Raw genomic sequence first — 25,251 nt, forward strand, 5'->3', positions numbered from 1 at the left:
CTCCGGATCACGAGGGAGCTCCGCCATGTTCCTCAACGGCCCCTTCAGCGGCCTGCCGTTCTCCGACGTCGGCGCCCACCTTGCAGTCAACAAGGCGCTACTGCAGGCGAGCGCCGCCGGCAGCGCCTCGTTCAAGGGCGCGCAGGCCGCAGTCCTCGCCGGCGCCGGAGCGGCGGCGGTCCAATTCAAGGGCGCTGGTGCCGCGCGCCTCGGAACCTCCGGCGGCGGCAGCTTTGTCGCCAGGGGCAACGCCGGCGCAATTCTGACGATTGCCGGAAGCGGCCGCTTCGTTCCCATTGGCGGCGCTGCAAGCCGCTTGCTTGTGAGCGGCGCCGCGAGCGTGGTGCTGATCTCCGGCGGTGGCGCGCGCCTGTTCGTCTCCGGCGGCGCGCAGATATCGCTCGGCGGCTCGACCGCCTGGGACGTCATGCTGGCCAAGGACGAAGTCCCGATGGCCTATTTCGCCGAGATCGAGCCCTGGGTGCTGACGGACAGGTCGTGACATGTACGGAATAGCCCCGATGGGCGCGCTGCCCTGGTCCGCCGACCGGAGGGACATGCGGGCTTATTTCGACATGACCATGGATCTGTCGGCGGATCTGACTCTGAAGATCTACGTCACCACCGCCGCCGGCTATGCGACCGAGCCGTCCGATACGCCGGCGAACCAGCCCTTTCGCGGCGTGCTGCAGAGCTTCTCGTTCTCGCGTTCGATCATGCAGAACGATATCGGGCAATTCACCACCGGCACCGGCAACCTCATCATCTCGAACGCCGACGCCGAGTACGACTTCCTGCCGCAGACCTATGCGATCGACGGGCGGCCCATCACCATCCGCATCGGCCGCGCCGATCAGGCCTACGCGGCGGCGTTCCAGATGGCGCGGCTCACCGCCTCGGGCTGGAACATCAACACCGACCAGATCTCGATCGACCTCGAGGACTTCTCCTACAAGCTCGAAGTGCCGATCCAGCCCAACACCTATGGCGGCACGGGCGGCGTCGACGGCGGTACGGATCTCGCCGGAAAGCGCAAGCCGCTGGTTTTCGGCAATGCCCTCAACCTCTCGCCGGTGCTGCTCGTTCCGAACCTTCTGATCTACCAGGCCCATGACGGCGCGATGCAGTCGATCGATACGGTCTATGATCGCGGCATCGCGCTCACCGGCGCCGGCGACGTCGCCGACTATGCAACGCTGGCAGCAGCCAGTGTCACTTCCGGCCAGTTCAAGACCTGCCTCGCCGCGGGCCTGTTCAAGCTCGGCTCGAGCCCATCAGGCACGGTGACCGCCGACGTCAAGGGCGATGCGACCGACGGTTACCTCACCAGGACAGCCGACATCGTCCGCTGGGCGCTGCGCCATCGCACCGTGCTGGCCGATCCTGCCGATCTCTACGTCTCGTCCTTCGATGCGGTGAACGCGGCACAGCCGGCGCCGATCGACTATTTCATCGGGCCCGACGACAATCTCACCGTCGCGGGCTTCATCCAGAATATCATGAATGGCATCGGCGGCTGGGGAGGGCACCGGCTCGACGGCACTTTCGAGGTCCGGATCTTCTCGGCGCCGTCGGGCGTGCCCGTCGCATCTTTCGCGCGCGCCGACATGGTCGGCGGCGATATCAAGCGCGAGCCGCTTCCGGATTCGTATCGGCCGCCGCGCTGGCGCTGGCGCGTTCCCTACCAGCGCTGCTGGACCGTGCAGACCGATCTTGCCGGCGCCGTCTCGGCCGCGCGCAAGGCCTTTGTCGCCGAGCCGTATCGTCTTGCCGAGGCGACATCGGGCACGATCCAGCTCGACCATCCCTTCGCGCAGGATCGCGATCCCGTGCAGTCGTATTTTTCGAACCAGGCCGATGCCGCAACCGAGGCGGCGCGCCTGATCGACCTCTTCAAGACGACGCGCGCGATCTACCGCATGCCGTTGCCGCGCCGGGCGCTGCGCCGGGAGATGGGCGACGTCATCCAGGTCACGCATCCGCGCTTTGACCTCGCGTTCGGGCGCCTGATGACCATCGTCGAGTGGAAGTTGCAGATGGATTTTTCCGGCAAGGCTATCGATACCGTCGAGATCGCCGCTTATGGCTAACGCCTGCCTCATGATCGACAACCTGGCCGAGGGCGCCTTGGTCACGGCGTCGAGCCAGGCGCTGACCATGCCGGCGTCGAAGCTGCTGACGCCGCATCCCTCGCAGCGCTGGCGCAGCCTGACCTCGGCGGACTGGTTTGTGTCCGACAAGGGCGCGGCCGTGCCGGGCGACACCGTGATGATCTGCGGCCTGACCTGTTCCGAGGATGCGCAGGTGCGGCTTCGCCTGTCGTCGATCGACGCGTCGGGCATCGCCGGCGATATCCTCGACACCGGCATGATCGCGAACGGGGTCACGCCGTCCTTCGACGTCGCGTATGGCGCATTCGTCTGGCTGCTTTCGGCGCCGGCGGCGTGGCGCTACACGCGCTTCGACATCAGCGATCCCGATGCCTCCTATGTCGAGGCCGGCTGCCTCACTGAAGGCCTGAGCGAGAGTTTCGCCTATAATTTCACCGGTGGCGACACCGTCCAGCATGTCGACCGCAGCCGGATTTCCGCGACGTCTTCGGGCATGACGCTGGTCTGGGACGACAACACTTTTCGCCGTCTCAGCCTGTCGTTCAACGCCGTGACATCAGCGCAGCGCTATGGCCTCGTCGAGCGGCTCGATCGCGTCAAGGGCAGGAAGCGCAACGTGCTGATGATCACGGATCCCGCCAGCGACAATCTCGCGCGGGATTCGATCTATGGCCTGGTGACCGACCAGACGCCGGTCGCCTTTTCGAACGCCTTTGCCGTCGACGGCAAGCCGCTGTTCGGCAAGCAGCTCCGGATCGACGAGAGGATCTGACGCGCGCGGGCCCCGGGCGCGACAGCCCAGTGGCGAACAGCGCTGAGAGGTAAAAATGGCCTTCGTTCCGCATCATGACCGCGTGCTCGAGAATTCGACCTCGAACAGCCAGTCCGTCTTTAGCGTGACCGGCGCGGTCGACGCATCCTGCAATGCGTTTTCCGCATTCATGAGCGTCGGCGACACCTGCTTCGGCGCCGTGGTCGAGCCCGGTATCGCGTTCAAATCCGGGATCCTGACCTATTCCAACACCGGTGAGATCACGGTTTCGCAGGTTGCCGAGAGCAAGGGATCGTTTTCCGCCGCGGGGACCAAGCAAGTCTTCATGACGCTTCCGGCCTCGGTCGCGCAGCAGGGATTGCCGCACCTGGTCGGCATGAGCAACGGCATCCTGACCGCCTCGGCGTCTGCCGGCGCCCTGACGGTCGCGGTGAAGACGCTCGCCGGCAGTGATCCGAGCGCGGCCGATCCGGTCTATTTCTACTTTCGCAACGCGACGCTGACGGCCGGCGATTACACGCGGATCGCCGTGACATCAGCGCTTTCCGTGGTGCTGGGCTCGACGAAGGCGCTCGGTGCCACCAGCGGCGCCGGCCTTCACGTCTACATCGCCGCGTTCAATGACGCCGGGACGGTGCGCCTCGCCGCCATCAACTGCACCGACATCAACGGGGTGTTCTGTCCGGACGAAGGCCAGAAGTACACAACGGCGGTGCCGGCGGGCGCCTCCAAGACCTGGTACTCGGCCGTGGCCATCGCGACCGCGGCGCCGTGGCGTTTCCTGGCCCGGCTGCGCTGGACGTCGCTGGCGACGGCAGGAACATGGGTTGCGCCCGACGTGGTCGAACTGCTCACGGCCGGCTCGAAGCGGCCGGGCGATGTCGTTCGCCGCGAAATCGCGGCAACGTCGAGCTTAACGTCCAATTCGTCGACGTCCTATGCGACCGCCCTGTCGGTATCGTTCACGCCTCAGTCCACGGCAAATCTGGTCAAGGTCGAGGCGCAGGGGGCGGTGACGGCAACTGCACCGCTCAATCCAGGGACGGTGAGGCTCGCGCGCGGCAGCACCCAGATCGGCCAGTCGCAGCGCGTGACGGCCTGGGGCAGCAGCACCACCGTCGTTCTCCCGAGTGCGATGTGGGCGTTTGATCTTCCGAACACGGCCGCCTCCGTGACCTACAACGTCCAGCTCAAGGGCGACGGCACCAACACCTGCCAGTGGGCGACCACCAGCGATCCTGGCAACGGCGGCTCGCTGCTGGCCGAGGAGTACATGGCATGACTTTCGTCCGCCCGCGCGCGCGCATCCTCGAGCTCTCGACGACGTCCGGAGGCGGCCCGCTCGCGCTCGCCGGCGCCGCCGACGGCTCCTACAATACGTTCGGGTCGTTCATGAGCGTCGGCGATCAGACCTATGTGACCGTGGTCGAGCCCGGCGTCGCGTTCTGGACCGGCATCGCCACCTACAGCGCCGCCGGCCAGATCACGCTGACGACGGTGGAGGAGACCAAGGGCAGCTTCGGCGCCGGCACCAAGGAAATCATGGCCTCGCCGTTGGCCTCGGCCTCGATGTTTCGCGAGGACATCGCCGGCGCGATCGTGACGGGCGGCACGTCCACGGCATATACGGTCGCAAGCTACCGGAAGTATGACAGCCTGGCGCGGCTCGACGGCAATATCATCGCCTTTACGCCGCACGCCACCAACGGGCAAAACGCAACGCTCAACGTCGACGGACTTGGCGCAAAGCCGCTGAGGCTTTCCACGGGCGTCGGTTTGGAATCCGGCGTCCTGGTCGCGGGTACCCCATATATCGGTTTATATAATAACGCGGACGGGGCAGTTTACCTCCATGGCCTGGGCGGCAACGCCTACGGCGTGCCGCTCGGCGGCAGCATCGATTATTGGGGCGCCACGTCGCCCAGCACTGCCTTTGCTCTGATGTATGGCCAGGCGATTTCGCGCACGGCTTACGCGGCTCTATTCGCAATTCTCGGAACGACCTTCGGAGCGGGCGACGGTAGCACCACCTTCAATATTCCGGATCTTCGCGGTCGGTTTATCGCGGGCAGGGATGATATGGGCGGCGCGGCGGCTTCGCGCCTGACGTCGGGCTATTTTGGTGCGAGCGCTGCCACACTCGGCGCAACGGGTGGTTCCCAAAGTCATACCCTATCGCTGGGTGAGCTGCCTGGTGGCATTAAGTCCAGCGGGAGCAACTCCATCACCGTTTACCCAAGCGGCAATCCCGGTGAATACGTCCCGGGTGCCGCGACCACATGGAATTGGTACAGCCCCTCCGGTTCAGGTCCGCAAAATCTCCCTTACCCCAATAACAACCAGCACCCGGACTCAATCAACTCTTTCAGCGGCGACAACACAATCAACGTGACCTCAAGCAATACCGGGGGCGGCGCCCACTCGATCGTGCCCCCCGCAATTGTCGCGAATAAGCTACTTCGAGTTATTTGACGAAATCGAACCAATCGGGGCCGCTCGCTTCAACGCGGTAGCCCCGATGAGCGCCTCGGAATTCGTCTCGTGACAAGCTTTTGCGCTCGTACGTAACGGCCTTCGTGGAGAAGCGGAAACTCGGACCATTCTCGATCAGCATTGATCGCTGGATCTCGCTCGTTGGCCGTTCTGACAGGAATAAGCGGCGCCACTGCATGCGGTGCGCGCATATGCCCACGAGGCTTCGAACGATTTCGGCAGGCGCGGGCGTATATTGCAGTGCTCCGTCTGAATGCATCAAGTCGATCTCGCCTAGCCATTTTGCGGCTGCGTCGATGCTATCGAAAAACTGCAGGCGATCGGTCGCAAGCTCTGATCCTGCGCGCGCCATCGACGGTGTCTCGACCACGGCCCATCTGATCAGCGGTTCCTGAAGCTTTGCCAGTTTGTAGTGGATTCCGCACGCCCCGCCGAAATCTAGAACGGTTCTGATGCCGCGGATTTCAGGCCATTGTCCCCTCGGCGATGCTGCGATCGTCTTTGCCAGGATTTCGGAAACAAACTCTGGATCCTCATACCCCTCGAGCGTCTTGGCCGGCAGAAGTCGGAGAAGACGAGCAAGCATTGAAGTGCTGCCCCCTGTTTCTGAATATTTCCACGCTGCAACCTAGCATAGCGGCGCGGGCATGCCACCATCCATCGAGCTTTTCCACCTCAGAGAGACTCCCCATGACCGACACCATCTTCGGCCAGGCGCTCGCGCGCCTGTGGCCGCATGCCAACCAGGAACTGCGCGACGGCATCGTCGCCAAGGCGCCGCAGGTCTTTGCCGCATACGGCTTCACGCCGCTGGTGATCGCGATCTTCATGGGCCAGATTACCCATGAGTGCGGCGCCGGGCGCGAGCTCGTCGAGAACCTGAACTATTCCCCCGAAGGAATAGTCCAGACCTGGCCGAGCCGCTTCAAATCGCTGGCGGAGGCCATTCCGTTCGCGCACAGCCCGCAGAAGCTGGCCAACAAGGTCTATAACGGCCGCATGGGCAACCGCCCGGGCTCCAATGACGGCTTCTGGTTCAGGGGCAGGGGCGGGACCAACACCACCGGCCACGACGGCTACATCCGCCTGGCGCAAAAGACCGCGCTCGACCTGCTCAACGATCCCGACCTGGTCAACCGGCCGGATCTGTTCCTCGAATGTGCAGTGATCGACTTCGTGCTGTGCGGCTGCCTGCCGTTCGCGCTGAAGGACGACATCCGCGCCGTCACCTATCACCTCAACGGCGGCTTTATCGGCCTCGCCGAGCGCGAGGACCTTACCCGGCGCTGGAAGAGTGCCCTGATGGCTGAGCACGGCCAGACGGCGCTGTTTCCGCCCCCGGTGCCGCGTCCCGAGGGCGAGCTCGGCTATGGCGACCAGGGTTTTCAGGTGAAGGGCCTGCAGGCCGAGCTGAAGGCCAAGGGCTACGGGGTCGGCCGCGATGACGGGCAATACCACGAGGCCACCCGCGGCGCCGTAGCGACCCTGCAGCTCAACCATGGCCTGCCGCCGACTGGCGTGGCCGACAAGGCCACCAGGGATGCCCTGGCGCGCTCTCCGGGCGTTCCCGTGGCCGAGGGGCGCGCCACCGCCACCGTCCAAGATCTCCGCGAGGCCGGCTCCCGGACCATCGCGGGAACGGATCGGATCAGCCTGCTCGCCAAGCTGAAGCTGGCGCTGGGGCTGACCACGCTCGGCGGCGTCGGCACCGAGCAAGCCGGCGGCTTCGATCTCGACGCCATCCAGGCCGGCATCGACAAGGCGCACCAGGCCGCCGGCATCCTCGACCAGGTCCGCCCCATGCTCAAAGCCGTGTTCTCGAGCGCCTGGGCCTTGCCGATCGGCGCGGCGGCCGCGGTCGTCGGCATTCTGGTGCTGATCGACGCCGGCCGCATCGCCAGGGCCAGGCTCGATGATCACCGTTCCGCCGCCAACATGGGACGCTGACCATGCTGTCGCTCGGATCGATCGCCGGCGCGATCGCGCTCATCCCTGGTGGCGGCTCGACCGTTGCCGCCGGCGCCAAGGCGCTCGACTACCTGCTCCATTGCAGCACCTGTCTGAAGGTCCTCGCGGTTCTGGCCGCGATCGGCTTCACGGCGCTGCATGTGCATCGCGGAGACGTCGCGCATTGCGACGCGCGCATCGAGGCCGATCACCGTCAAGCCGTGGCCGAGGCTGCGCAGCGCGATAAGGACAATGCGAAGGACCTCAACAATTTCTTCACGCCGAAGCTCGAGGCGCTCCGCAAGGAGAACGCTCCCCTCCAGGACAAGGTGACCCAATATGCGAAGAGGAAGGCGCCGGCCGCGTCCGGCAATGCTGGGCGTTGCCGCCTCGGTGATGCTGCTGGCCTCCTGCGCCCCGCGGCTCGCTGATCTCGCTCCGCCGCTCCAGGTCGAATTGCCGACGACATGCGAGGACCTGCTCGAGCGGATCCCGCTGCCGGCGTTCGGGCCCAACGACGACGCGATTCAGGCCTTTCTCGCCGTCGAGGCCATCGTGATCGAGCAGCACGGTGTGATCGAGCTGACGCAGCAATGCCTGCGCCGGCAGCGGCTCGATTATGCCGGGAAAGGGACGAAGTGATGCGTGTGGTGCCAGCAGGGCGGCCGCCCACCCAGGTCGAGCGCATCGCCGCGCTCGAAGAGCGGGAGAGGGCGCGCGCCGAAAATGACGAGAAGCGCGACGCGCGCCTCGAAAGCATCGAGACCAAGCTCGGTGAGCTCGTGGATCTGCTGAAGGGCGCGCGCACCATCAAGGCCGTCATCGATGGCGGCTTCAAATATGTCGGCTACGCGGCCTCGATCGGCGCCGCCGGTGTCGCAATCTGGAAGTTCTTCGGACACTGATCCGCAAATCAGCATCAGCTCATCAACGCCGTCGGTGCTTTCCGCGCCGGCGGCGTTTTCTTTTGATCGCGAATACGTTTCGTCTGCTGCCGCTTCCGCAGGAAGCGGACCTATCGACGCGCGGAGCGTGGGTCTGCAGCGGGTCAAAACACGAAGAACTCAGGTAGAGCAATCTGGTCCGCTCGACCGCGATGGGCGGACCTGCGGCAGACGCGGCGCGACTTCGGAGATGGGCCAGCATCGGAAGTCACCGTCGACTGAATTGAAAGAGGCGCCAACTGAGACGGCCTTAATTCATCTTGCGCCGGAACTTCCGAATGATTTCCCGCAGATCGGCGGCATACTCCTCGATGATGCGTCGCGCTTCGTCCAGCCGGGAGGGCTTGGTTTCCGGTACCTCGCTCTGTTTGTCGGGCTCGGTCATGGCTCGACTGTCTCTTGGACAACGGGCCAGCCATTGAGTTTGATCAATGGGAGGGCGCCAACTGACTTAGCCAGTTTTCCGCTCTAACATCGCTTTCTCGACTTGATCGGCCAGGACGGTGAGATGGCTCGCGATCCTGTCAAATACCTGACGCTTTTGCGGGTCCGTCGCCAAATCTCGGATTAGAGCGGCTTCGGCAGCGTCTTTTCGTAATTTTTCGATCTGTGCCAGATAATCTTTCATGGCCGTACCCCACTTAGCGGGGCGAAGGCGCCGTTGGCTCCGCCTTGAGAAGGGTAAATTGGCACAGTTCCAAAATCAACTTGCAAGCGCGGGCGCGAGGCCGCGAGAAGCGCTTGCAGCACGTCATCCAGACGTTTCTTGACAATGCCGTCGCCCAATCCGCCGGGCCATTAACGAACGTTGTCGTGATCCGCAGAGAGGCCGAGGCTTACGTTGTCTTGAAAGGGACGAGACTAGCACCACCTTCGGCTTGCTTTCTCTGGGCGCACGGAAGGGTAAAATGTTCACTGCTCGAGCCCGTGCGAGCGTTTGCGAAGGCATCTCACCAAAAGTGCTACGGTAGACCCGCGAAAAATCCCCCAAGTGCCAAAAGCCATTGGCAAGAGCCGCCGACTTGACGCTAAACGCACCCGTCGAAAGTTGCAGCCGCGCCTCTGATAGCCTCTTCAGACGAAGATAGGAATGCAAGCTCATGCCGCGGGCGGAAAGCGATGCCGACTGCAACGTTCGCACTGACGTACCAATTTGCTGAGCTAATTCTTTGCTGTAGAGCGGTCTCGATGGCGGCAGCGCGCTGACCAGTTCGTCTAGCTCTGCAATGATTGAACTGTGCCGGTTGCGCGACGGAAGTGGGGCAGCTCGCATTGCTCCCTCAACCAAATGATCTGGTGATGTGCGCCAACATCATAGTCGCCGCTCGCGAATAGCGACCATTGTTGTATGCTCGTCCACGAAATTGAGCGCGAAGGAGAGCAACAATAATTGCGCCGAGACCCCTCATACCAAAATCGTGGACCCAGCCTGTTAAAATTGGATTAACTCGTGCACGAAACGGTAGTTGGCTTTAGTGGGCTGACCGGACGCAAGATGGGCAAGTCAGCAATGCTTCAATCGCGACGGTTTGACTCGGTTTGAGATACGCCCGGTCTACGCATGACACCCGACATATCCTCGGCCGTGGGATGCGGCAGGAATGGGCCAAATCCGGACTTCATACGTCGTAATAAGGGCCTATTCGATCACTTCGTCGGCTTGAGCGAGCAGCGATGAAGGGATATTGACGCCAAGCGCTCTCGCAGCTTTCAAGTTAACGACGAGTTCAAATTTGACCGGCAGCTGCACGGGAAGATCAGCAATTTGCGTGCCTCTCAGGACGTGGTCGACGTAAGATGCGGCTCGCCGGTACAAATCAAGGATATCGACGCCGTAAGACATCAATCCGCCGCCTGAAGCAAAGAAGCGAAAGGCATAGATTGCGGGAACACGGTCTCGGGCGGCTGTCGAGATTATTAGCTCATGATGAATGCCATTGAAAATATCTGGCATAACCACGAGCCCACCACCGGGTTCGCCGGCAATCGCGGCAATCGCTTGTTCGATCCCGGCAGCGTCGCGCACCGGCACGGCCATCGGTTCGACACCCAGGGATGTTGCAGCTGCCTCTAGCGGACGCAAGTAATACGACCCGCCCCCCGGCGCGGTCTCCGGGTTGAAAATACAATGGACCCGCGCGAGTCTGGGCGCGATTTGCTTCAGCAGATCAACCCACTTTCCCGCGAGTGAGGGCTCCAGATCGACGAGGCCACTCGCGTTGCCACCGGGCTTGGCCAAGCTGGCAACAAAGCCGCTTTTGATCGGATCAGTAACCTGCACAAAAACGATGGGAATGGTGCGTGTCTCGCCCAGTAATGCCGTCACTATGGCAGTGTTCTGGGCGACGATGGCATCGGGCCGCTGACTGACCAGCTCTTTCGCGAACATCCGGGCGCGTTCAGGATCGCCACCAGCCCAGCGGTATTCAATCTGGACAGTACGGTCCCGCTTCCAACCAAACTGCGAAAGTCCTTGCTCCAGTGCCTGAGCCTGTTTCTCTCCTTCGGGGTCCGCAAGCGGGCGCCCCAACAGTACTCCAATACGCCGTAGTCTGTCTTGCGAATGTGCCGCGAGCGGCCACCCTGCGCCGGCGGCACAAAGCAGCTTGACGAAGTTGCGCCGTCTCATGACCATCCCTCGCAGGCACTATGGCATCGCCGCATCGTGATTGGCATGTCGCCCATGCATCATAGCAGTTGATCGGCAGATGGGTAGAGATGGGTCAGATTGCGACGTCATCGGTTCCCGCGGTTTGGTCTGCTCTGTCTTCGCGAGCTGACGTCAACCGAAGGTTCAGGCCTGAACAGGTCGAGCTGGCAATTGAGGCGCACGTTCTCGACCGAGAGAAGCTCAACCTCAGCGTCCGTCCGGACGATCGCCTTGGTGATACCTCGGCTCACGCGGTCCTCGAGCGATCCCGCGATCGATCCGCACTGTCCGCGCAGCCGGCCGGCCGTGATGATGACGCTCGTCCTCAAAAGAGGGTGACGGTGACCTGGCCGTAATAGGGCTTCGACCATTTCGACCTGATGACGATCAGGCCGTCGTCGTAGAGCTTCTGCCGGTCCTTGTCGGGCAGGGCCTGCAGCTTGCGCACGTCGATCTCGGGGAAGTCGCCGCCGAACGTCTCGGCCTTCTCGGGGGAGACCGAGACCTTGCCGAGCTTCTGATCGACCTCCTTGAAGCCGACCTCCATCGTGGTCGCGATGGCTTTCAGCCGTTCCTTGATCGCATCGATGCGATCGAAGTCCTTGACGTGTTTCTTGCGGAGCTTCAGCAGCTCGAGGCAGAGTTCGGAGCGCTCCTTGAGCGTCTTGGCATCGAGCTCGATCGCGGGCATGGCCGGTCCTGGGGCAGCGCGGAACGCAGGGACAAGGGCCGCGCGCGGCTGAAATGTTCCATAATCTGGTGAATGAGAGGTTACCGGACGAGGGGAAGGTCCGCTTTTGGCCGCGGATGCACGCGGGAATCGACCAGGACCTCGGTGATCGCATCGCGCAAGGCATCGCGATCGAGAATCCGGATCAGCGCATCAACGGTCGCAGTCGCATCGCGCTTATGCGTGAGATAGTCGGCGAGCGCCATGATCGCGAGGTCGTAGCTCTGCTCGATCTGCTCGGCGGGGGACAGGCGCGCCATCACAGGTCCTCCCTCAGGCCCTTGAAAAACGGATGCCGCAAATGGCCGTTCGCCGATTTGGCGCGGTACTCGATCTCGGCGTTGAGGCGCGGCTCCACCCAGATGCCGCTGTTGGGAATGCGCTTGGCGAACGGCTGGGACTTGCGCACCAGCTTGCTCAGCCGCCGCTGGAGATCCTTCACGGCCGCGTCCTCGAAGCCGTGCTCGACCTTGCCGGCATAGAGCAGCTTGTCGCCCTCCTGCCGGCCGACATAGATTCCGTCGAAGCGGTTGTCCTTGATCTTGAAGCCGGCGATCGCCAGCGTCTCGCGATGCGCGCAGGTGGTCTTGACCCAGTAATTGCCGCGCAGGCCGCCATAGGGCGAGTCCGCGATCTTGGACACCACACCCTCGAGCTCGCCGGCGCAGACGCGCGCGTAGAGCTCGGCGCCGTCCATATCGAAATGCTCGCTGTATTCGATCGGCGTTCCCGCGAGCAGCGTCTTCAACGCAGCCTTGCGCGCGAGAAGCGGCATCTGCCTGAGATCGCGGCCGTCGAGATAGAGGAGGTCGAAGGCGACCATCTTGAGATTGTCCGCCTTACCGGTCAGGCTCTTTTGCAAGACGGCAAAATCGGTCTTGCCGCCTTGGCCAGGCACCACGATCTCGCCGTCGATGATGGTAGAGCTGGCGCCGATCAGGTCGGCATCATGGGCGACTTTGCGGAAGCGTTTGGTCCAGTCGAGCCCGCGCCGGGTGTAGATCCTGACGTCATGGTTGGCGATGTGCAGCTGGCCGCGATAGCCGTCATACTTGACCTCGTGGATCCAGCGATCGCCGCGCGGGACGCGATCGACCTGCTCGGCGAGCACGGGCTCGATAAAGCCCGGGAAGGGCGCTCGTATGCCGATCGCTTCCCTTTTTTTGCGACGCAACGCCACTGACGAACTCCGACGCAACACACACGTCGATTCGAGTCTTTCTGCGGGGAATCGTTCCGCTGTTAGGCGGCGCCTGGCAGCGGTAGGGCGAGCTGCAGCGCAATTGGGCGGCGCGCATTGGCTTGGATGAAGCTTCGAGTGCGGGCGAGAGATCGACGCTTTCGCGAGCAGCACGTGCGGCGAGAGCATCGGCGATGTCCTCGGTGGCATCGCGGGACCAGCCCTCGACGGTATTGAACGCGACGATCCTGAGCGGATAAGCATACTGGCCGGAGATGATGTCCCTTAGCACTGTCTCACGATCGGTGTCTCGCTCATCCGTCTCACGCCAGGCGCAGCCGGCGTGTGCGCCAAAATCCTCAAGCACCAGATAGATGTCGCGGTCGAGGCGATCGGCCGGCACGATCGAGGGCGAGGAACGCATGACGCTTACTCCGCAGGACCGATCAGAGCTTAGGATCGGCGAGTCGGAAAAGCCAGTTCGGCGACAAAGGTTTCCGGGCAGCCGATTGAATAAGAAAGGCCCCAGCTCGCAGGGTTGGGGGCGATGAGCTGGGGGTCATTGGGGGCGCCCTTTGGGCAAAGGGCGTTGGGAAAACTCGGCAAGCCGGAGCTTGTTCCGAGCGCGAAGAGACGAAAAGGGCAGCTGTGCAAGGCGGCCTGAAAACAAAGCGAGCCCGGAGTGCCTTGCGGATGTCCGGTTGTGATAGCAAAGCAGAATTATTCGGCTCATTCTGAGCGTTACCGCTTTTGACCCACCCCGGACATCCGAGGGTCTTGAGACTCAATTGACTTCGTGGCGAATGGTCGTTCCTTGGCTCCGGCTCTTCGAGGGCGACCGCAAGTGGTTGGCATGCGCCCCGACCGACGCGCATGACCCTGAGTCTTGGTTGGCGAGGCGCGGAGTAACGCAGTGCAATCCATGGAAATAGAAAGAAGGCCGCTGGCAATGTGTCCGGCGGCCTCCTCGCTTGACGTGGTTTCCCCGAGCGGCGCTCCGACTACAGATCGATGCTGACAGCGATATTACGGGCCGTTAGTTCCGCAATCTTCATTGCATCCGCATACACCTGCGCGAATTCCGCGTCCTTTGACACGGCCTCCTGCACTTTGCCGTAAACTTCCCAATTGGCGTAGCGCGTCGCCACCAGCAACTCTCCAGCCCATGGACCTGTGTGGAAGCGGGACAGCCGAAGAAATTCCGCGCCGTGTTTCTCGAAGATTTTCTTCGCCTGCCTGACAACCCGGGTCATTTCCTCGGGCTTCTCGGTCTTGAAGCGAGTGAATTGAACGATCGGCATTGGCTACCTCCATCATTGTGTGAAATTGTCCAAGAGGCATGTACGAGCTAGCTTTGAGGAGCGAGCCTCAATGCAATCTCGATGAAGATTTGTCTTCATCGATTGAGTTTGGTTCAAGGTTCGCAAGCGACAGCGACACTGCCGTACCTCGACGTATGGGTTCGCATCGTTTGCTGGCTGAAGCGCTGGGACCCACCTATTGGGTCAAAGGTGATCGCGCGCGAAATCACGATCCTTGACGTCCGGCAGGAGCGCTGTGCTGACAATGCTGACGATCGCGCAGCCGAAGATGTAGAGCGCGATGACATAGCCCGAGCCGGTGGCGGCCAAGAGCGCCGTCGCGATCATCGGCGCCGGCCCGCCGGCGACCACTGCGGCCAGTTGAAAGCCGATCGAGGAACCGCTGTAGCGCAGGCGCGGCGTGAACACTTCTGCAGCCAGCGCCGCCAGAGGCCCCCACATCAAATCGTGGAAAAAGATTGCGACGATGGTCGCCAGGATCACCAGTCCGGGCTTGGCGCTGTTGAGCATCGCGAAATAGGGAAACGCGAAAAGCCCGGTAGCGGCTGCACCGAACACATAGACCCGCTTGCGCCCGAGCCGATCAGACAGATAGCCGGCTAACGGGATCGTAAAGAACGATATGAACGATCCAATCAGCAGTACGATCAGAATGAAGTCGCGCGACAGGTGAAGGACCTGTGTGCCGTAGGGGAAAATGAAGGCGATGTAGACGAAGATCGGCGCCATCTCGCCCATGCGCACGAGGGCGATGAGGACTATCTCTCTCGACTGCCGTTTGAAAACCTCGACGACGGGCGCGCGCGCCACCCGCTCCTCGGCGATCACCCTTTGGAAGATCGGCGTCTCGAGGATGCCAAGACGGATCCACAAGCCGATAGCGAACATGACAATGCTCAGCCAGAACGGGACGCGCCAACCCCAGTTCAGGAATTCTTCTCCCGATATGTGGCTGAACGCCAGGATCGCCAGGGTCGCCAGGAAGAACCCGGCCGGCCCGCCGAATTGCGGCCAGGCTGCGATGAGTCCGTGATTCCGGTTGGTGCGCGCCCACTCCATCGACAACAGCACCGAGCCGCCCCATTCACCGCCGACGCCGATGCCCTGAATAAACCGCAGGACAATCAGCAAGACCGCGCCCCAGACGCCGATCTGTTCATAGGTCGGGACGCAGCCGACTAGGAACGTCGACGCGCCAGTTAGCAATACGGTCGCGATCAGCGCCGCCTTGCGGCCGACGCGATCGCCGTAATGGCCGAAGATCGCCGCGCCGATCGGGCGGGCAACAAAGCCGACCGCGAAAGTAGCGAACGCCTGTAGCGTCCCGGTGAGCGGCTCGGATAACGGAAAATACAGTTTCGCGAAGATGATCGCGGCCATCTGGCCGTACAGCATGAAATCGTAATATTCGATTGTCGTGCCGACCGTGCTGGCGATGACCGCCCGGCGCAGCTGAATGCGTTGCTCGAGATCGGATACCGGTGCGGCGGTGGCCGCGGTCATTGACGATCCTCCCGTGCAGGCATCGCCCGGCCGACGATAACATTGGCGGCGCGCCAATGCACGTGGCTACCATCTGCTCTCGCTGACGAATTGAGTAGGGATCGACTTCAGCGCTCGCACTGTGCTGCACGTGCTCAAATCTCAAACCGGCACGACTCGGAAGATTCGGTGCGGGGCGACGGGAAAGACATTTTCTCAACCAGAGCCTTACGGGCCCTGGCCGCATTCGGACGTCGCTCTGGTCGGTGTTATTTCGCTTTGGTCAGTGCTATCGTCTCGCAGTTGCGATAGCCACGGCGTAATATGACGATTTGTCGGCAAGAAGAGCCGGAGTGTTGCCTCGATTGTTCTGCTTTTGGAAGCAGTGCTCGCAACGCGGGACGGTTGGGGTCCAGATTTTCCCGTCCGAGGCAGAGAGCCCCATGCACCCGGGTCAGCAGTTGGAGTTTCTAAAGCGCGTTCAGATTCTGGCTGGCTTATCGCAGGTATCTTTGGAGGAGCTCGCCAAGACGTCCAGATGGCATACCTACAAGCGCGGCGAAGAAATACTCGGGTATCGCGATCCTTCGAACAATGTATTCTTTCTTGTCTCCGGCAGGGTCCGCGCAATCATCCACTCGGCACGTGGCAAAGCCATCATCCTCAGGGACCTTAGGACGGGCGACATTTTTGGTGAGATTTCTGCCATCGACGGGAGTCCACGATCAGCATCGATCGAGGCACTGGAGGCAGCGACCGTCGCGACCCTGACCTCTAGTCAGTTTGAAAATCTGCTGCTCAAAGAGCCAAGCGTCGCAATGGCAACGCTGCGCCACGTCGCGGCTGAACTGAGAAGATTGTCGCAACGCGTGTTCGAGTTCAGCACGCTTGTTGTGCAAAACCGAATTCAGGCGGAGTTGCTCCGTCTTGCGGCTGAGGCTGATAGAGACGGAGCGCAACCGTTGTTGTCGCCGGCCCCATCGCTTTCCGACATCGCCAACCGTGTCAGCACTCATAGAGAAGCAGTTTCTCGGGAGGTAAGCCGTCTCACTTCGATCGGTCTGTTGCGTCGCGAGGGACGTAACCTGCGGGTCACCGACATCGGCCGTCTAGAGAAGCTTGTGCGCGACATCAAGGGCGAGTAGCCCACTCCCGGCTTCCTCGTGCAATGTGGCATGCGATGGGCCGATCCCACCGCCCCGATTTTTTTTCATACATTGGCAAAACTCAACGCCCGGCGCGGTTCCTGGGCGTAGCCTCGCCTCACCGCGGCGACGACCATCATGTCTCAATCGGCTTACCGGAAGGCAAGAGTAACGAACGGAGCAAGTCGACGCACAGTACTTTGCACTGGTAACCTCAGTCACACTTGGACTTAAAATGGGCCCCTAACCTGGACCGGTGGAGGGACCGGCTCACATTGCGCGCCGGCGAATTGATTTATGTCATTTGGAATTGCGGTGCGATTTTCTGTTTAATTTGAGGAGGAGGATTGCCATGAAGAAAGTCTTCTTGGTGGCCGCTGTTGCGGCAATTATGGTAGTCGGCTCCCAGGCAGGGGCCGTAGAGCTTCCAAGCTTTGAATTGAAAGGCCTTCCGATCACGCGACATCAGGTCGCAGTTATGGGAGCGCAAGATGTTAAGGAACAGTCGGTGACCCCAACGCTGATGTACGGCGGGATGCCGGCGTCTCCGCATCAGATCGTCGTACTGACGCCACGGCCCAGCGTGACGGCGAAGGCAACGGCCGTGAAGCTGACCACAGTCGGCTTGTCAGAGCGATAAGGCGGCGGGGACGCTTGTTGCTGTGGTGGCTTCGGTGGTCATCTGCTCCGTTGCCATCACAACCTATCTTTAGGACTGCACCCGCAAACAAGGCGGCGGCAATGATGTGTCTGCCGGCCGAGTTGGGACTCCGGAGATTGCGCAATGAGCACGACCTATAGAGCATTAGGGTGGGACAGACGGCTGGCCCCTGGACCGCGCGTCGTCAGCTTTTTGGAAAGATATTGGGAAGCGTTTCAAGAAGGGCGCGAACGCGAGAGGCTACGCGCCGCTCTGTCCGATCTAAGTGACAGGGAACTGATGGACATCGGTACTTCGCGTGGCGAGATCGACTATGTCGCCTCGAACCGAGGTAGCGACCCACGAGGCGTCCGGTAAACGCAAGGAGAGTGCCATGCCAACTCGTCGCTCGCATCGCTCTCCCGGAGACCACGACCTCGCGATGCGTTTCTTTCAAGTCGATCGCTCTTGGTATGAAAGCTATTGGCTCGAGGAGCCCAAGCGGCAATCGGCCGGCATGATCGCTCGAAGTGTTACGACCGCAGCGTCGTGCCTTCGCCCAGCTTGGGATCGCTTGGCCTCAGTCCGACGAGCGCTGACGATTGCCCTAACGACCAAAACCAGTCCCGGAATACGACAGAATATTTTCAGCACATCAATCCTCCTAGGTCTGATGTGGACGGGCGCATGGGCGACCTCAGTCTCCTAACCGGCCTTTGGGAATCGTTAGATTCGTTTCGGTCGGTCTTCCAAGAAATAGGAGGTAACGATGTCCCATCTCGCGCGAATTGCAGTCGCGCTCTTGCTAGCGACGGCACAACTTCCGGCAACATTTGCGCTTGATAATGCACCAACGACCATTTCTCAGGAGCTTGTGCAATTCTCGTCGGATGAGGGGCTTGCGCGGCTGGCCCGCTCAACTGCCAAGGTGGACTTTCCCGCCCTTGCCAATCAGTTCGAAGCGGAGTCGAACGGCGCATTCTGTGGACCCGCGTCTGCCGCAATCGTGCTCAACGCTGTTCGAGGCCGGAGACCTGATCTGCCACGGGATCGGAGCCGATTACATTCAGAAGACCTGAAATACATTCCGAGCGCCTTCGATCCGACGATTCCTCGCTTCACACAGGACAACGTGATCACCAAAGGCCTGAAGACCCGCGCGCAAGTTTTCGGCGAACCGGTGACAATCAATGGAAAACAGATACAGGACTTCGGCTACCAGATCCGTCAGCTCGATGAGATGCTGAGGGCAAATGGTCTTACGACCCGGCTTGTCATCGTTGATGACAGCAAACCCGAGCAGGATATTCGGAGTGATTTGGTTGAAAACCTCAAACGTCGGAGTGACTATGTGATTGTCAACTACCAACGCAAGGCTGTAGGCCAACAGGGCCCCGGACATATTTCGCCGCTTGGCGCATACGACGCTGAATCCGACTCGTTCCTTGTCCTTGACGTCAACCCTGCGAGCGCTGGCTGGGTGTGGATGCCAACTGCGGCCCTCGTTAAGGGTATGCGCACTTTCGATACGGTCGAGAATCGCGGGTATATTCTTGTTGAGCCCCCTTGAGGCGTTCTTCACTTCGGGTCGCTGAATCGGAAACTATCGCTATACTTCGCGTACGGGGAACGTCGGCACCCAACGGCCATTGCGAAGCAGGGTGTTCCAGCCGGTATGGTCGAATTGAAGATGCGCGCAGAAGACGTGGGTAACGTCCTCGAAGCGCAACCCTGCCTCACGGAAATTGTCGAGCCAGGGCTGCTTGGGAAAGTCCCATGGGGGCGGATAGCCCTTGTCCTCACCAGCGCAGGTATCGATCAATACGGTATGATTGGGTGTGCGCACGAGAAAAGTCTGGTAGGTCATGACCACGCGGCCGCTGACGGGATCAAACACAAAGGGGGTCGAGGTCCGCGAGGTGTCGGCGCCCGATCACAGGATCATAGGCCGGAAACATTTCCTCTGGCTTTCGCCAAGGCCCGTCGCGCTCGATGAGGCTGGTGATGGTCACGTCGCCGATCTTGAGCGTTTGGCTCTTCCCTCCGTTTGTTCTTGGGCGAGCTTTTTGTTGCTCAATCTTGCCATAAATCTCAGGACCGCCAACGCGCTGGAGATGGAAATCCTGCCGATGTTCCACTCCGACGAGGTGATCGAATGATGTCGCCTGTTGGCCCGAATGCGAAGTTTGGGCGGCGTCTTCAATTGTCAGCTTATCGGAGTAGACCAGAAGCAAGGGCCAACCGTCGAAACGGCGCTCCTGACCCGAAGCGGACCACAGCTTGGCGTCGAATAGGATCACGCGATCCAATACACACTGCGGTGCCTCACGTCATCGTCCCCGGTATGAAGCAGCGAACGCTTACGCCCGTGGGGCCGTACAGAGGCCAGACGAGAGTTACGTTAGCTCTGTTCGGCTCGTCGATGACGGCAGCGTCGGGAACGTAAACCCACTCGGTTTCCACGTTCGTCGCGCCCGCCATCGCGAGCTTGAAGCCCCCGGGCGTTGTTGGCACGCGGACACGGTAGTGGCTGCCGGTAATCTCCCAATCTACCTCGGACAAATGCATCGCTTCGCTACCGTCACAGCACCGATCTCCCCTTCGGTCACGAAGCCTTTCAAACCACTCCGATAGATCGGGTCGATTGTGATCGTGCGCGAGCACGGCGCCGGTCCATGCCATCAGCGCGAGGGCAAACAGATAACGGAACATCGACGTCAATCCATCATCCGATAACAAATCGGCCCAAGTTAAGGGTTGGCGGCCTCTTTAATTTCAGCCCGGAATTGTCTACTGCTCGTCGCTGTTGCCGTACGGGCGCGGCCCCATGCCGTGAACAGTCGTCGGCGCGCGCCAGCTCAGCCAAAAACTACCTTAGCTTGACCCGGAAGACCGCTGCCGCCAATCGCCGAATACTCTTAGCAAATGGCTTCAGACCCGCCGTGATGAATGCGAAGAACATCATCAGCCATGTCGCGAGCGCGGCGCACCATAGGATTACTTCCAGTGTCTCGGGCATGATGCCCTCCCGCCAAAAATTGCTTTCATAAAACGTCGGTACGAATCGCGCAGGCAGCGCAACCTGCAATCCAACTTGGCTAGGGCACGTTGACTGGTGGCATAGACGCGGTCGGGCGCGGTACGAAATTCGTTTGATGCTGGCCTCGTGCGGCCAACATAAGCGAGAAAGCTACAAAGAGAATGAGAAGCCCCCGCATCGAGCGACTCATATCAAGGCATGGCCACCATCATGGCAAGGGCAGCCTCGCCATTTCCCGGACCGCCCGACGCAAAGTAGAGCGCAACGAGCGCGATCGCTCCCAAAATGCCATAACCAGCAGTGATCCATCCGTCGTAGTCTCGTGTCGCCTCCGCTGACGACGCGGCGTGAGTATATTCGGTGGTTGCCATGACCTAACTCCTTCGAGTTTGGCGCTCCATAAAGTGTGCCGAGATGGCGGCGAGTGGCTCCTCACTTGTGAATTGCGGCAGATGTTAGTGGGTAGATCGAATGTCGGTGCGCAAGGCGGCATGGTTTTCTATGCCGCTTGACGTGGTCATGCGCTGGTGGACACCAATCGCCGTCCCGCCAGCCAAGAACAAGCAGGCATAGAAGCCCAGGACGGCTTTAGTCCAACGCTGGTGGGTCATCCTGTCTTCGTGAGTGCTTGCAGCAGGTTCGTTTAGCGAAAGACCATTGGTAATGTGGGCGGAATCCTCACAAAAATAATCCATGGAAAAGTTCCTTGGAATCAGTTGGATCAGTCATCACTTCCGAGAGTTTCCATCAAGAGTGAATTGGTCCTGCTTCCTGACAATCGGAAAACCGTTTCGACGCGCAGGATTTTCTGCTTCACGCTGTGAAGATTACTCAGAGGCACACAACGCCTGTCCAGCGCTTCTCTGCGAGCCAGACCTCGTCAGACCAACGGAGAGTTGACTGAGATCCAGTGAAGCCTGAGCAATTTTCAGTGTTTTCGCACGTGGCGTCAGAACCGCGATCTGATGGGGAGAGGCCGGCATACCGTCCAACATTAGCGTCGGCCTAACCGTGCTCTCCTCCACTTGGGCCGAGCCCAGCACGGCTACTTGATGCTGGGAGATCGGAAAGCCCGCAAGTTCAAAAGTTGGAAGGCGTAATGCGCAAGCGTCGGCGCGATTGGTTGCAGCGAAGGCGGCAATGGCGGTTACCATTAGAAACAGATTTTTCATGGGACTCACCCTTTTGAATTAGAGGTATTCCCAATGCAAATTCCATACTCAGCCTAGCCCCGGGCCCGGATGCCCTGTGTGACGCTGTTCACTATGGGTCGGGAAAATCCTGCAAAGGTTCATCGGATCGTGCACTCGAATAGGGTCAACGTGACTGCATTTTTCGCGAAAAGTCCTATAGCCCAGATCCTGCCGTCCATCCGGAAGCTAGAGAGGTTGTCCGGGTTGGCGAGCTCGAGGTGAGGGAAGCCGATCATGCCGCCACCCTCCCGGCATGATGCTGCGGCACGCGCAGTGGGTTGTGGTAGCCGGCCGGCAGGTACTGCTGCAGATCCCGCTTGATGTAGTGCGGTTTGCCGAGGCGCTGCAGCTTGGCGATGACACGCTGGGTGTAGGCGGCCCAATCGGTGGTGCGCGTGATCTCCTTGAGGTAGTTGGCGCGGCCGACCTTGTAGAGATCCACGAAGGGTGCGGTGGCGTCGATGATCGCGAGCGAGCTTTCGACGTCGAGCGTCGGCTCTAGGCTGACCCAGGTGAAGATCCCGCGGGCGTGGAAGACGCGCAGCGCTGCGATGCGTGAGGCCGGAGGTGCGGCATGGCGTTCCCATTTTGCCGAGAACGTGTCGCTCATCGATGTCAGCGTGCATGCAAATGCATCGCTTTGCGGCCGGAACAGGTCGATGTCCCGCAACGCCCGCGTGCCACCCTTGGTGAGGGTGCAGAAGGATAGACCGTGGTGGTGAAGGATCTCGAGCGCCTGACGCGTCGGCATCGTGTCGCCCGGATGGTACGGATCCGTCGCGAACGATAGCATGACCTGTCCGGTGATACCGGCGGCTTGAAACTTCGCTGCGTCGCGCTCGAGCTTTTCGATGTAGCCATCGCGCCAGACTGCGCCGGCATCGAATTCGTGGCGCTTCTGCTTGGTCACCAACGGGACGTAGCAATATGCGCAGGCGTGGCCACAGCCTCGGTACGGGTTTGTGGCGAGCGGCGCATATTCGCCGGCTTGGCCCTTGGGCTCGTAGATCACAGCGCAGCGCGTGAGGAGGGCAGAAAGGTCGGTCATGCCGCGTCTCCCATCAGCGCCGGCGCCAGGCGGATCTCCGAGCCGTTGACCTCGACCAGGCCGGGCGAGCGCAATCTCGAAATGTAGGTTGAGAACGTGCCGCCGCCGGCGGCCAAACCGAGTTCGGCCGCGAGGTCCTCGCGCGTGATCGGATTAGGATAGTGGCCCGTCAACACATCGAGCATGGGCCCGACGCCCGACAGCTTCGATTTCCAGAAGCCGACGAGCTCGGGCCCGGGCGGCGGCAAAGTCGGGATGGCATCACCGAGCGCGTAAAGACCGGCGTCCGTCGCGAAGTACTCATCGCCGCTCTTCTCGATGCAGCCGGCGGTGCGCAGCCGCGACAGATAGGTGCTCCAGGTGCCGCCCTTACGCTTCAGTCCGGCCGCCACCGCCCATTGCGCCTCGGTCATGCCAGCGGGGTGGACCGCGGCGAGGGCCGCGAGCGGCTTGCGTTCGGCGCCGAGGGAAGGGACGTCACCGCCGCCTTCGGGCGCTGGCGATGACTTACGTGCGCCACGGGGAGAAGCGGCCGGCTGGCGCGTCGGGGCGTCCACGGTGGCTTGTTTCAACGACGGCCGGCCCGATGGGGCGAAATCGATTTTGAACGCAAATTTTTGCGCTTTGGCTGCCTTGGCTTCCTCGCTCAGGAACGTCATCAGCGGGCCGACACGCTCGCCGATGCCAGAGAGCCAGGTCACGGTGCGCCGGTGCAGCTCCTGCTCCATTTCGGAGGTGAGCTTCTTCCGCGCCTGGTCGAACCCGCGCTGCTCAGCCGCGGCGATTGCCGCGAGATCGGCCGCCGGCGCCGGCGAGCCTTGCGCCTTCTTCAGCTGCTGCTCGAGCTCGCGGACGCGCTTCTGCAGGGTGGGGACGTCGGAGGCCTTGACCTGCTCGACGACATCAGCGATCTGCTGCTCGAGCTTGCCGACGTCGAGCGGCTTGAGCTTGCGGCTCTTCACCTTCTCGCCGCGCTTCGGCTTGCGCGAAGAGTCGAACGTGATCTTCTGCGGGAAGGGCTTGCGCTCGAGGATACCGTGGCCTGGCAGCCAGATCAGGCCTTCGCCGACCTGGAACGTCGGCAGCGAGTCCTTGATCTCCTTGCCCTGCGCCTTGTCGGCCTGGCCCTCGATCCACGCATCGAGCGCGTCGCGGTCCTGGCTTGAGGTCAGCTTGAATGCCAGCAGGCCGTCGACCTGGCTCAGCACGTTTTTGTTCAGCACCGCTGGCCGCTGCGAGATCAGCCAGGGGATGAAGCCGCGCAGGCGGCCGCGGCGGACGATGTTGTCCATGTGGCCGAGCAGGACCTCGTCGCCCTTCTGCGGCTTTTGAGGTGAGAACAGGTCGGCTTCGTCCACCACGAGGTGGAAGGGGTCACCGGCAGCCTTGCGGTAGATCGTCTCGAGGAACGCGACCATGAACCGGCGCTCCGCCGATCGGTTGGGCAGCTTGCTGAGATCGATGATGCAGCTTTCCGCCATGGTGGCGACGGTCTCGCCGATCAGGCTACCTGCCTGCTCATTGAGTGGAAGGTCGCCATGTTCGCCGCCGAAGATCACCACGTTGAAGGGCGAGGGCGTCTTGCCGTCGGCGAGGAGGCGGAGGCCCCACCAGGCCCCGAGCGGATCGACGATCACGACGCGGGCGTGCTTGGCCAGCAGCATTTCGATGGCGGTTCCGGAGTTGTAGGTCTTGCCGGATCCGGAGGTGCCGATGAAGCCAAGCCGGTCGTCGAGTGCGGCGAGGGGGATGGGATGCTTCATGAAGGTTCTTTCGGAAGGAGATGCGCCGCAGATCCGGGCGCCGGAACGCTGGTGATGGGGGACGTCCCGCCGCGGCGGAGAAAGCAGAGCTCGGGGCGGCCGACATAGCCGTGCTCCCACACCGCCCAGGAATAGTCGGTGGTGCCGTTGCCGATCTTCTGCTTGTCGGCCATGACCACAGGGCCTGGGGGCATCGAGGGCCGCGGGGAGAGGTGATAGACCCGGCGCAGCGGCGTGCGCTCGAGCCATTGCGATCTGTCGTTGCCGTTGACCCAGCCGGTGGGCACGATCATCGCCACCTTGCGCCGCGCCAGGTTCAGCGCGTGGCCGACGAAGGCCATGGCAAAGCGGAACGGCAGGTTACAGGCGATATTGTCGACCGGCTTGGTCGACTGGAAGAAATCGGCGACGCGAAACCCTTTCGCCCGCAGCACGATGTCGCTGCCGGTGGCGCGGAGGCCTGCGCGCCTGGCCGCGCGGACGATGCGTCCCGAGCCGCAGGCGGGATCGTGAACGCGGCCCTCGAAGCTCTCGACCTCGAAGAGGCGGTCGTTGACCCATTCCTCCTCAATGTACCAATCCTCCGGATGCCGGTTCCATACGCGCGTTTTCTTCGCGCGCCTGCGGTGGTGCATGGAGGGGGCGTGCTTCTGGCTCACGGCCGCACCTCGCCGGCCAGCAGCTTGGGAACAACGCGTTCTGGTCGCACGATCTGACAGCTCCAACTTGGGTTGTCAGAATCGCGGGGACGTTTAGGAGCCTGTCAGGCCTCGACCGAGGCGGCGGTCAGA

At 61.7% G+C, this 25,251-nt stretch carries 33 protein-coding genes and 1 pseudogene; 13 read left to right on the forward strand and 21 right to left on the reverse strand.

The window, feature by feature from the left end:
- Window positions 1-25 precede the first annotated feature (25 nt).
- The 5 genes from HYH07_RS23540 to HYH07_RS23560 are packed head-to-tail and all read left to right on the forward strand — an operon-like array spanning window position 26 to window position 5,355.
- Window positions 26-502, forward strand: coding sequence for a hypothetical protein (locus HYH07_RS23540; protein ID WP_220004727.1), 477 nt, complete (start codon window positions 26-28; stop codon window positions 500-502).
- 1 nt (window position 503) lies between these two features.
- Window positions 504-2,090 (forward strand): hypothetical protein, encoded by a 1,587-nt coding sequence (locus tag HYH07_RS23545; RefSeq protein WP_220004728.1) that lies wholly within the window; start codon window positions 504-506, stop codon window positions 2,088-2,090.
- Window positions 2,091-2,100: 10 nt separating this feature from the next.
- A complete protein-coding gene (locus HYH07_RS23550) occupies window positions 2,101-2,883 on the forward strand; it encodes a hypothetical protein (RefSeq protein ID WP_220004729.1) in 783 nt (260 codons plus the stop codon).
- Window positions 2,884-2,938: 55 nt separating this feature from the next.
- The gene (locus HYH07_RS23555) at window positions 2,939-4,165 is read left to right on the forward strand and encodes a hypothetical protein (RefSeq protein WP_220004730.1); all 1,227 of its coding nucleotides are present in this window, start codon (window positions 2,939-2,941) and stop codon (window positions 4,163-4,165) included.
- Window positions 4,162-5,355: a phage tail protein gene (locus tag HYH07_RS23560; protein ID WP_228749735.1), complete on the forward strand. Its 1,194-nt coding sequence runs from the start codon at window positions 4,162-4,164 to the stop codon at window positions 5,353-5,355. The genes HYH07_RS23555 and HYH07_RS23560 overlap by 4 nt, the downstream gene beginning before the upstream one ends.
- Here the strand turns inward: HYH07_RS23560 and HYH07_RS23565 are convergent.
- Window positions 5,348-5,962 (reverse strand): hypothetical protein, encoded by a 615-nt coding sequence (locus tag HYH07_RS23565; RefSeq protein ID WP_220004731.1) that lies wholly within the window; start codon window positions 5,960-5,962, stop codon window positions 5,348-5,350. The genes HYH07_RS23560 and HYH07_RS23565 overlap by 8 nt on opposite strands.
- Before the next feature lie 104 nt (window positions 5,963-6,066).
- On the opposite strand from HYH07_RS23565, the gene HYH07_RS23570 reads away from it, so the two are divergent.
- From HYH07_RS23570 to HYH07_RS23585, 4 genes are read left to right on the forward strand one after another with little or no spacing between them, the layout of a single operon-like run.
- A complete protein-coding gene (locus tag HYH07_RS23570; protein ID WP_220004732.1) occupies window positions 6,067-7,323 on the forward strand; it encodes a peptidoglycan-binding protein in 1,257 nt (418 codons plus the stop codon).
- Between the two features lie 2 nt (window positions 7,324-7,325).
- Window positions 7,326-7,754 carry a hypothetical protein gene (locus HYH07_RS23575; RefSeq protein ID WP_220004733.1) on the forward strand — a complete coding sequence of 143 codons (429 nt, stop codon included), beginning with the start codon at window positions 7,326-7,328 and terminating at the stop codon, window positions 7,752-7,754.
- Window positions 7,696-7,965, forward strand: coding sequence for a hypothetical protein (locus HYH07_RS23580; RefSeq protein ID WP_220004734.1), 270 nt, complete (start codon window positions 7,696-7,698; stop codon window positions 7,963-7,965). Before HYH07_RS23575 ends, HYH07_RS23580 begins: the two co-directional genes overlap by 59 nt.
- Window positions 7,965-8,228: a hypothetical protein gene (locus tag HYH07_RS23585; protein ID WP_220004735.1), complete on the forward strand. Its 264-nt coding sequence runs from the start codon at window positions 7,965-7,967 to the stop codon at window positions 8,226-8,228. The genes HYH07_RS23580 and HYH07_RS23585 overlap by 1 nt, the downstream gene beginning before the upstream one ends.
- A gap of 289 nt (window positions 8,229-8,517) precedes the next feature.
- On the opposite strand, the gene HYH07_RS36625 is transcribed toward HYH07_RS23585, so the two are convergent.
- From HYH07_RS36625 to HYH07_RS23630, 10 genes and pseudogenes are all read right to left on the reverse strand, one after another.
- On the reverse strand, window positions 8,518-8,652 hold the full coding sequence (locus HYH07_RS36625) for a hypothetical protein (RefSeq protein ID WP_283842850.1): 135 nt from the start codon (window positions 8,650-8,652) through the stop codon (window positions 8,518-8,520).
- Between the two features lie 66 nt (window positions 8,653-8,718).
- Entirely contained in the window at window positions 8,719-8,895 is a 177-nt protein-coding gene (locus tag HYH07_RS23590; protein WP_220004736.1) for a hypothetical protein, read from the reverse strand.
- A 123-nt stretch (window positions 8,896-9,018) separates the two neighbouring features.
- A complete protein-coding gene (locus tag HYH07_RS36740; RefSeq protein ID WP_220004737.1) occupies window positions 9,019-9,540 on the reverse strand; it encodes a helix-turn-helix transcriptional regulator in 522 nt (173 codons plus the stop codon).
- Between the two features lie 366 nt (window positions 9,541-9,906).
- The gene (locus HYH07_RS23600; protein WP_220004738.1) at window positions 9,907-10,797 is read right to left on the reverse strand and encodes an ABC transporter substrate-binding protein; all 891 of its coding nucleotides are present in this window, start codon (window positions 10,795-10,797) and stop codon (window positions 9,907-9,909) included.
- 445 nt (window positions 10,798-11,242) lie between these two features.
- Window positions 11,243-11,608 carry a hypothetical protein gene (locus tag HYH07_RS23605; protein WP_220004739.1) on the reverse strand — a complete coding sequence of 122 codons (366 nt, stop codon included), beginning with the start codon at window positions 11,606-11,608 and terminating at the stop codon, window positions 11,243-11,245.
- Window positions 11,609-11,688: 80 nt separating this feature from the next.
- Window positions 11,689-11,907, reverse strand: coding sequence for a hypothetical protein (locus HYH07_RS23610; RefSeq protein ID WP_220004740.1), 219 nt, complete (start codon window positions 11,905-11,907; stop codon window positions 11,689-11,691).
- On the reverse strand, window positions 11,907-12,827 hold the full coding sequence (gene ligD / locus HYH07_RS23615; protein ID WP_220004741.1) for a non-homologous end-joining DNA ligase: 921 nt from the start codon (window positions 12,825-12,827) through the stop codon (window positions 11,907-11,909). The genes HYH07_RS23610 and ligD overlap by 1 nt, the downstream gene beginning before the upstream one ends.
- A gap of 62 nt (window positions 12,828-12,889) precedes the next feature.
- A pseudogene (locus HYH07_RS23620) lies at window positions 12,890-13,251 on the reverse strand (hypothetical protein).
- Between the two features lie 577 nt (window positions 13,252-13,828).
- Window positions 13,829-14,128 carry a hypothetical protein gene (locus tag HYH07_RS23625; protein ID WP_220004742.1) on the reverse strand — a complete coding sequence of 100 codons (300 nt, stop codon included), beginning with the start codon at window positions 14,126-14,128 and terminating at the stop codon, window positions 13,829-13,831.
- A gap of 204 nt (window positions 14,129-14,332) precedes the next feature.
- Window positions 14,333-15,652, reverse strand: coding sequence for an MFS transporter (locus HYH07_RS23630; RefSeq protein ID WP_220004743.1), 1,320 nt, complete (start codon window positions 15,650-15,652; stop codon window positions 14,333-14,335).
- Between the two features lie 422 nt (window positions 15,653-16,074).
- Here HYH07_RS23630 and HYH07_RS23635 point away from each other — a divergent pair, with 422 nt between their 5' ends.
- From HYH07_RS23635 to HYH07_RS23650, 4 genes are all read left to right on the forward strand, one after another.
- Entirely contained in the window at window positions 16,075-16,776 is a 702-nt protein-coding gene (locus tag HYH07_RS23635) for a Crp/Fnr family transcriptional regulator (RefSeq protein ID WP_220004744.1), read from the forward strand.
- Between the two features lie 352 nt (window positions 16,777-17,128).
- Complete coding sequence (locus HYH07_RS23640) at window positions 17,129-17,416, forward strand: hypothetical protein (RefSeq protein WP_220004745.1); 288 nt, start codon at window positions 17,129-17,131, stop codon at window positions 17,414-17,416.
- A 144-nt stretch (window positions 17,417-17,560) separates the two neighbouring features.
- Window positions 17,561-17,794 carry a DUF1127 domain-containing protein gene (locus tag HYH07_RS23645; protein ID WP_220004746.1) on the forward strand — a complete coding sequence of 78 codons (234 nt, stop codon included), beginning with the start codon at window positions 17,561-17,563 and terminating at the stop codon, window positions 17,792-17,794.
- A gap of 391 nt (window positions 17,795-18,185) precedes the next feature.
- Window positions 18,186-18,986 (forward strand): phytochelatin synthase family protein, encoded by an 801-nt coding sequence (locus HYH07_RS23650; RefSeq protein ID WP_220004747.1) that lies wholly within the window; start codon window positions 18,186-18,188, stop codon window positions 18,984-18,986.
- Window positions 18,987-19,025: 39 nt separating this feature from the next.
- Here HYH07_RS23650 and HYH07_RS23655 read toward each other — a convergent pair whose 3' ends face one another.
- The 10 genes from HYH07_RS23655 to HYH07_RS23700 form a co-directional block, all read right to left on the reverse strand.
- Entirely contained in the window at window positions 19,026-19,313 is a 288-nt protein-coding gene (locus HYH07_RS23655) for an MBL fold metallo-hydrolase (RefSeq protein ID WP_220004748.1), read from the reverse strand.
- Window positions 19,306-19,725: a hypothetical protein gene (locus HYH07_RS23660; protein WP_220004749.1), complete on the reverse strand. Its 420-nt coding sequence runs from the start codon at window positions 19,723-19,725 to the stop codon at window positions 19,306-19,308. The genes HYH07_RS23655 and HYH07_RS23660 overlap by 8 nt, the downstream gene beginning before the upstream one ends.
- A gap of 16 nt (window positions 19,726-19,741) precedes the next feature.
- Window positions 19,742-20,128, reverse strand: coding sequence for a hypothetical protein (locus HYH07_RS23665; RefSeq protein ID WP_220004750.1), 387 nt, complete (start codon window positions 20,126-20,128; stop codon window positions 19,742-19,744).
- A gap of 157 nt (window positions 20,129-20,285) precedes the next feature.
- A complete protein-coding gene (locus HYH07_RS23670) occupies window positions 20,286-20,435 on the reverse strand; it encodes a hypothetical protein (protein ID WP_220004751.1) in 150 nt (49 codons plus the stop codon).
- A gap of 212 nt (window positions 20,436-20,647) precedes the next feature.
- A complete protein-coding gene (locus HYH07_RS23675) occupies window positions 20,648-20,827 on the reverse strand; it encodes a hypothetical protein (RefSeq protein WP_220004752.1) in 180 nt (59 codons plus the stop codon).
- Window positions 20,828-20,911: 84 nt separating this feature from the next.
- Window positions 20,912-21,151 (reverse strand): hypothetical protein, encoded by a 240-nt coding sequence (locus HYH07_RS23680; RefSeq protein WP_220004753.1) that lies wholly within the window; start codon window positions 21,149-21,151, stop codon window positions 20,912-20,914.
- 132 nt (window positions 21,152-21,283) lie between these two features.
- The gene (locus tag HYH07_RS23685) at window positions 21,284-21,628 is read right to left on the reverse strand and encodes a hypothetical protein (protein ID WP_220004754.1); all 345 of its coding nucleotides are present in this window, start codon (window positions 21,626-21,628) and stop codon (window positions 21,284-21,286) included.
- Between the two features lie 253 nt (window positions 21,629-21,881).
- Window positions 21,882-22,697 (reverse strand): radical SAM protein, encoded by an 816-nt coding sequence (locus tag HYH07_RS23690; protein WP_220004755.1) that lies wholly within the window; start codon window positions 22,695-22,697, stop codon window positions 21,882-21,884.
- Window positions 22,694-24,460, reverse strand: coding sequence for a hypothetical protein (locus HYH07_RS23695; protein ID WP_220004756.1), 1,767 nt, complete (start codon window positions 24,458-24,460; stop codon window positions 22,694-22,696). Before HYH07_RS23695 ends, HYH07_RS23690 begins: the two co-directional genes overlap by 4 nt.
- Window positions 24,457-25,119 (reverse strand): hypothetical protein, encoded by a 663-nt coding sequence (locus HYH07_RS23700; RefSeq protein ID WP_220004757.1) that lies wholly within the window; start codon window positions 25,117-25,119, stop codon window positions 24,457-24,459. The genes HYH07_RS23695 and HYH07_RS23700 overlap by 4 nt, the downstream gene beginning before the upstream one ends.
- Between the last annotated feature and the right edge of the window lie 132 nt (window positions 25,120-25,251).

The sequence above is a fragment of the Bradyrhizobium sp. BR 10261 genome (assembly GCF_019455395.1).
In the GTDB taxonomy this organism is placed as follows: Bacteria; Pseudomonadota; Alphaproteobacteria; order Rhizobiales; family Xanthobacteraceae; genus Bradyrhizobium; species Bradyrhizobium manausense.

What these genes read in the sequence shown, in the direction of transcription:
- HYH07_RS23645 (WP_220004746.1), top strand. Translation starts at nt 17,561, where the DNA reads ATGAGCACGACCTATAGAGCATTAGGGTGGGACAGACGGCTGGCCCCT.
- HYH07_RS23585 (WP_220004735.1), top strand. Translation starts at nt 7,965, where the DNA reads ATGCGTGTGGTGCCAGCAGGGCGGCCGCCCACCCAGGTCGAGCGCATC.
- HYH07_RS23610 (WP_220004740.1), bottom strand. Translation starts at nt 11,907, where the DNA reads ATGGCGCGCCTGTCCCCCGCCGAGCAGATCGAGCAGAGCTACGACCTC.
- HYH07_RS23570 (WP_220004732.1), top strand. Translation starts at nt 6,067, where the DNA reads ATGACCGACACCATCTTCGGCCAGGCGCTCGCGCGCCTGTGGCCGCAT.
- HYH07_RS23625 (WP_220004742.1), bottom strand. Translation starts at nt 14,128, where the DNA reads ATGCCGATCGTTCAATTCACTCGCTTCAAGACCGAGAAGCCCGAGGAA.
- HYH07_RS23575 (WP_220004733.1), top strand. Translation starts at nt 7,326, where the DNA reads ATGCTGTCGCTCGGATCGATCGCCGGCGCGATCGCGCTCATCCCTGGT.
- HYH07_RS23640 (WP_220004745.1), top strand. Translation starts at nt 17,129, where the DNA reads ATGAAGAAAGTCTTCTTGGTGGCCGCTGTTGCGGCAATTATGGTAGTC.
- HYH07_RS23635 (WP_220004744.1), top strand. Translation starts at nt 16,075, where the DNA reads ATGCACCCGGGTCAGCAGTTGGAGTTTCTAAAGCGCGTTCAGATTCTG.
- HYH07_RS23650 (WP_220004747.1), top strand. Translation starts at nt 18,186, where the DNA reads ATGTCCCATCTCGCGCGAATTGCAGTCGCGCTCTTGCTAGCGACGGCA.
- HYH07_RS23545 (WP_220004728.1), top strand. Translation starts at nt 504, where the DNA reads ATGTACGGAATAGCCCCGATGGGCGCGCTGCCCTGGTCCGCCGACCGG.
- HYH07_RS23590 (WP_220004736.1), bottom strand. Translation starts at nt 8,895, where the DNA reads ATGAAAGATTATCTGGCACAGATCGAAAAATTACGAAAAGACGCTGCC.
- HYH07_RS23695 (WP_220004756.1), bottom strand. Translation starts at nt 24,460, where the DNA reads ATGAAGCATCCCATCCCCCTCGCCGCACTCGACGACCGGCTTGGCTTC.
- HYH07_RS23665 (WP_220004750.1), bottom strand. Translation starts at nt 20,128, where the DNA reads ATGTTCCGTTATCTGTTTGCCCTCGCGCTGATGGCATGGACCGGCGCC.
- HYH07_RS23690 (WP_220004755.1), bottom strand. Translation starts at nt 22,697, where the DNA reads ATGACCGACCTTTCTGCCCTCCTCACGCGCTGCGCTGTGATCTACGAG.
- HYH07_RS36740 (WP_220004737.1), bottom strand. Translation starts at nt 9,540, where the DNA reads ATGCGAGCTGCCCCACTTCCGTCGCGCAACCGGCACAGTTCAATCATT.
- HYH07_RS23675 (WP_220004752.1), bottom strand. Translation starts at nt 20,827, where the DNA reads ATGGCAACCACCGAATATACTCACGCCGCGTCGTCAGCGGAGGCGACA.
- HYH07_RS23605 (WP_220004739.1), bottom strand. Translation starts at nt 11,608, where the DNA reads ATGCCCGCGATCGAGCTCGATGCCAAGACGCTCAAGGAGCGCTCCGAA.
- HYH07_RS23670 (WP_220004751.1), bottom strand. Translation starts at nt 20,435, where the DNA reads ATGCCCGAGACACTGGAAGTAATCCTATGGTGCGCCGCGCTCGCGACA.
- HYH07_RS23560 (WP_228749735.1), top strand. Translation starts at nt 4,162, where the DNA reads ATGACTTTCGTCCGCCCGCGCGCGCGCATCCTCGAGCTCTCGACGACG.
- HYH07_RS23565 (WP_220004731.1), bottom strand. Translation starts at nt 5,962, where the DNA reads ATGCTTGCTCGTCTTCTCCGACTTCTGCCGGCCAAGACGCTCGAGGGG.
- HYH07_RS23540 (WP_220004727.1), top strand. Translation starts at nt 26, where the DNA reads ATGTTCCTCAACGGCCCCTTCAGCGGCCTGCCGTTCTCCGACGTCGGC.
- HYH07_RS23685 (WP_220004754.1), bottom strand. Translation starts at nt 21,628, where the DNA reads ATGAAAAATCTGTTTCTAATGGTAACCGCCATTGCCGCCTTCGCTGCA.
- HYH07_RS23550 (WP_220004729.1), top strand. Translation starts at nt 2,101, where the DNA reads ATGATCGACAACCTGGCCGAGGGCGCCTTGGTCACGGCGTCGAGCCAG.
- HYH07_RS23680 (WP_220004753.1), bottom strand. Translation starts at nt 21,151, where the DNA reads ATGGATTATTTTTGTGAGGATTCCGCCCACATTACCAATGGTCTTTCG.
- HYH07_RS23630 (WP_220004743.1), bottom strand. Translation starts at nt 15,652, where the DNA reads ATGACCGCGGCCACCGCCGCACCGGTATCCGATCTCGAGCAACGCATT.
- HYH07_RS23555 (WP_220004730.1), top strand. Translation starts at nt 2,939, where the DNA reads ATGGCCTTCGTTCCGCATCATGACCGCGTGCTCGAGAATTCGACCTCG.
- HYH07_RS23580 (WP_220004734.1), top strand. Translation starts at nt 7,696, where the DNA reads ATGCTGGGCGTTGCCGCCTCGGTGATGCTGCTGGCCTCCTGCGCCCCG.
- HYH07_RS36625 (WP_283842850.1), bottom strand. Translation starts at nt 8,652, where the DNA reads ATGACCGAGCCCGACAAACAGAGCGAGGTACCGGAAACCAAGCCCTCC.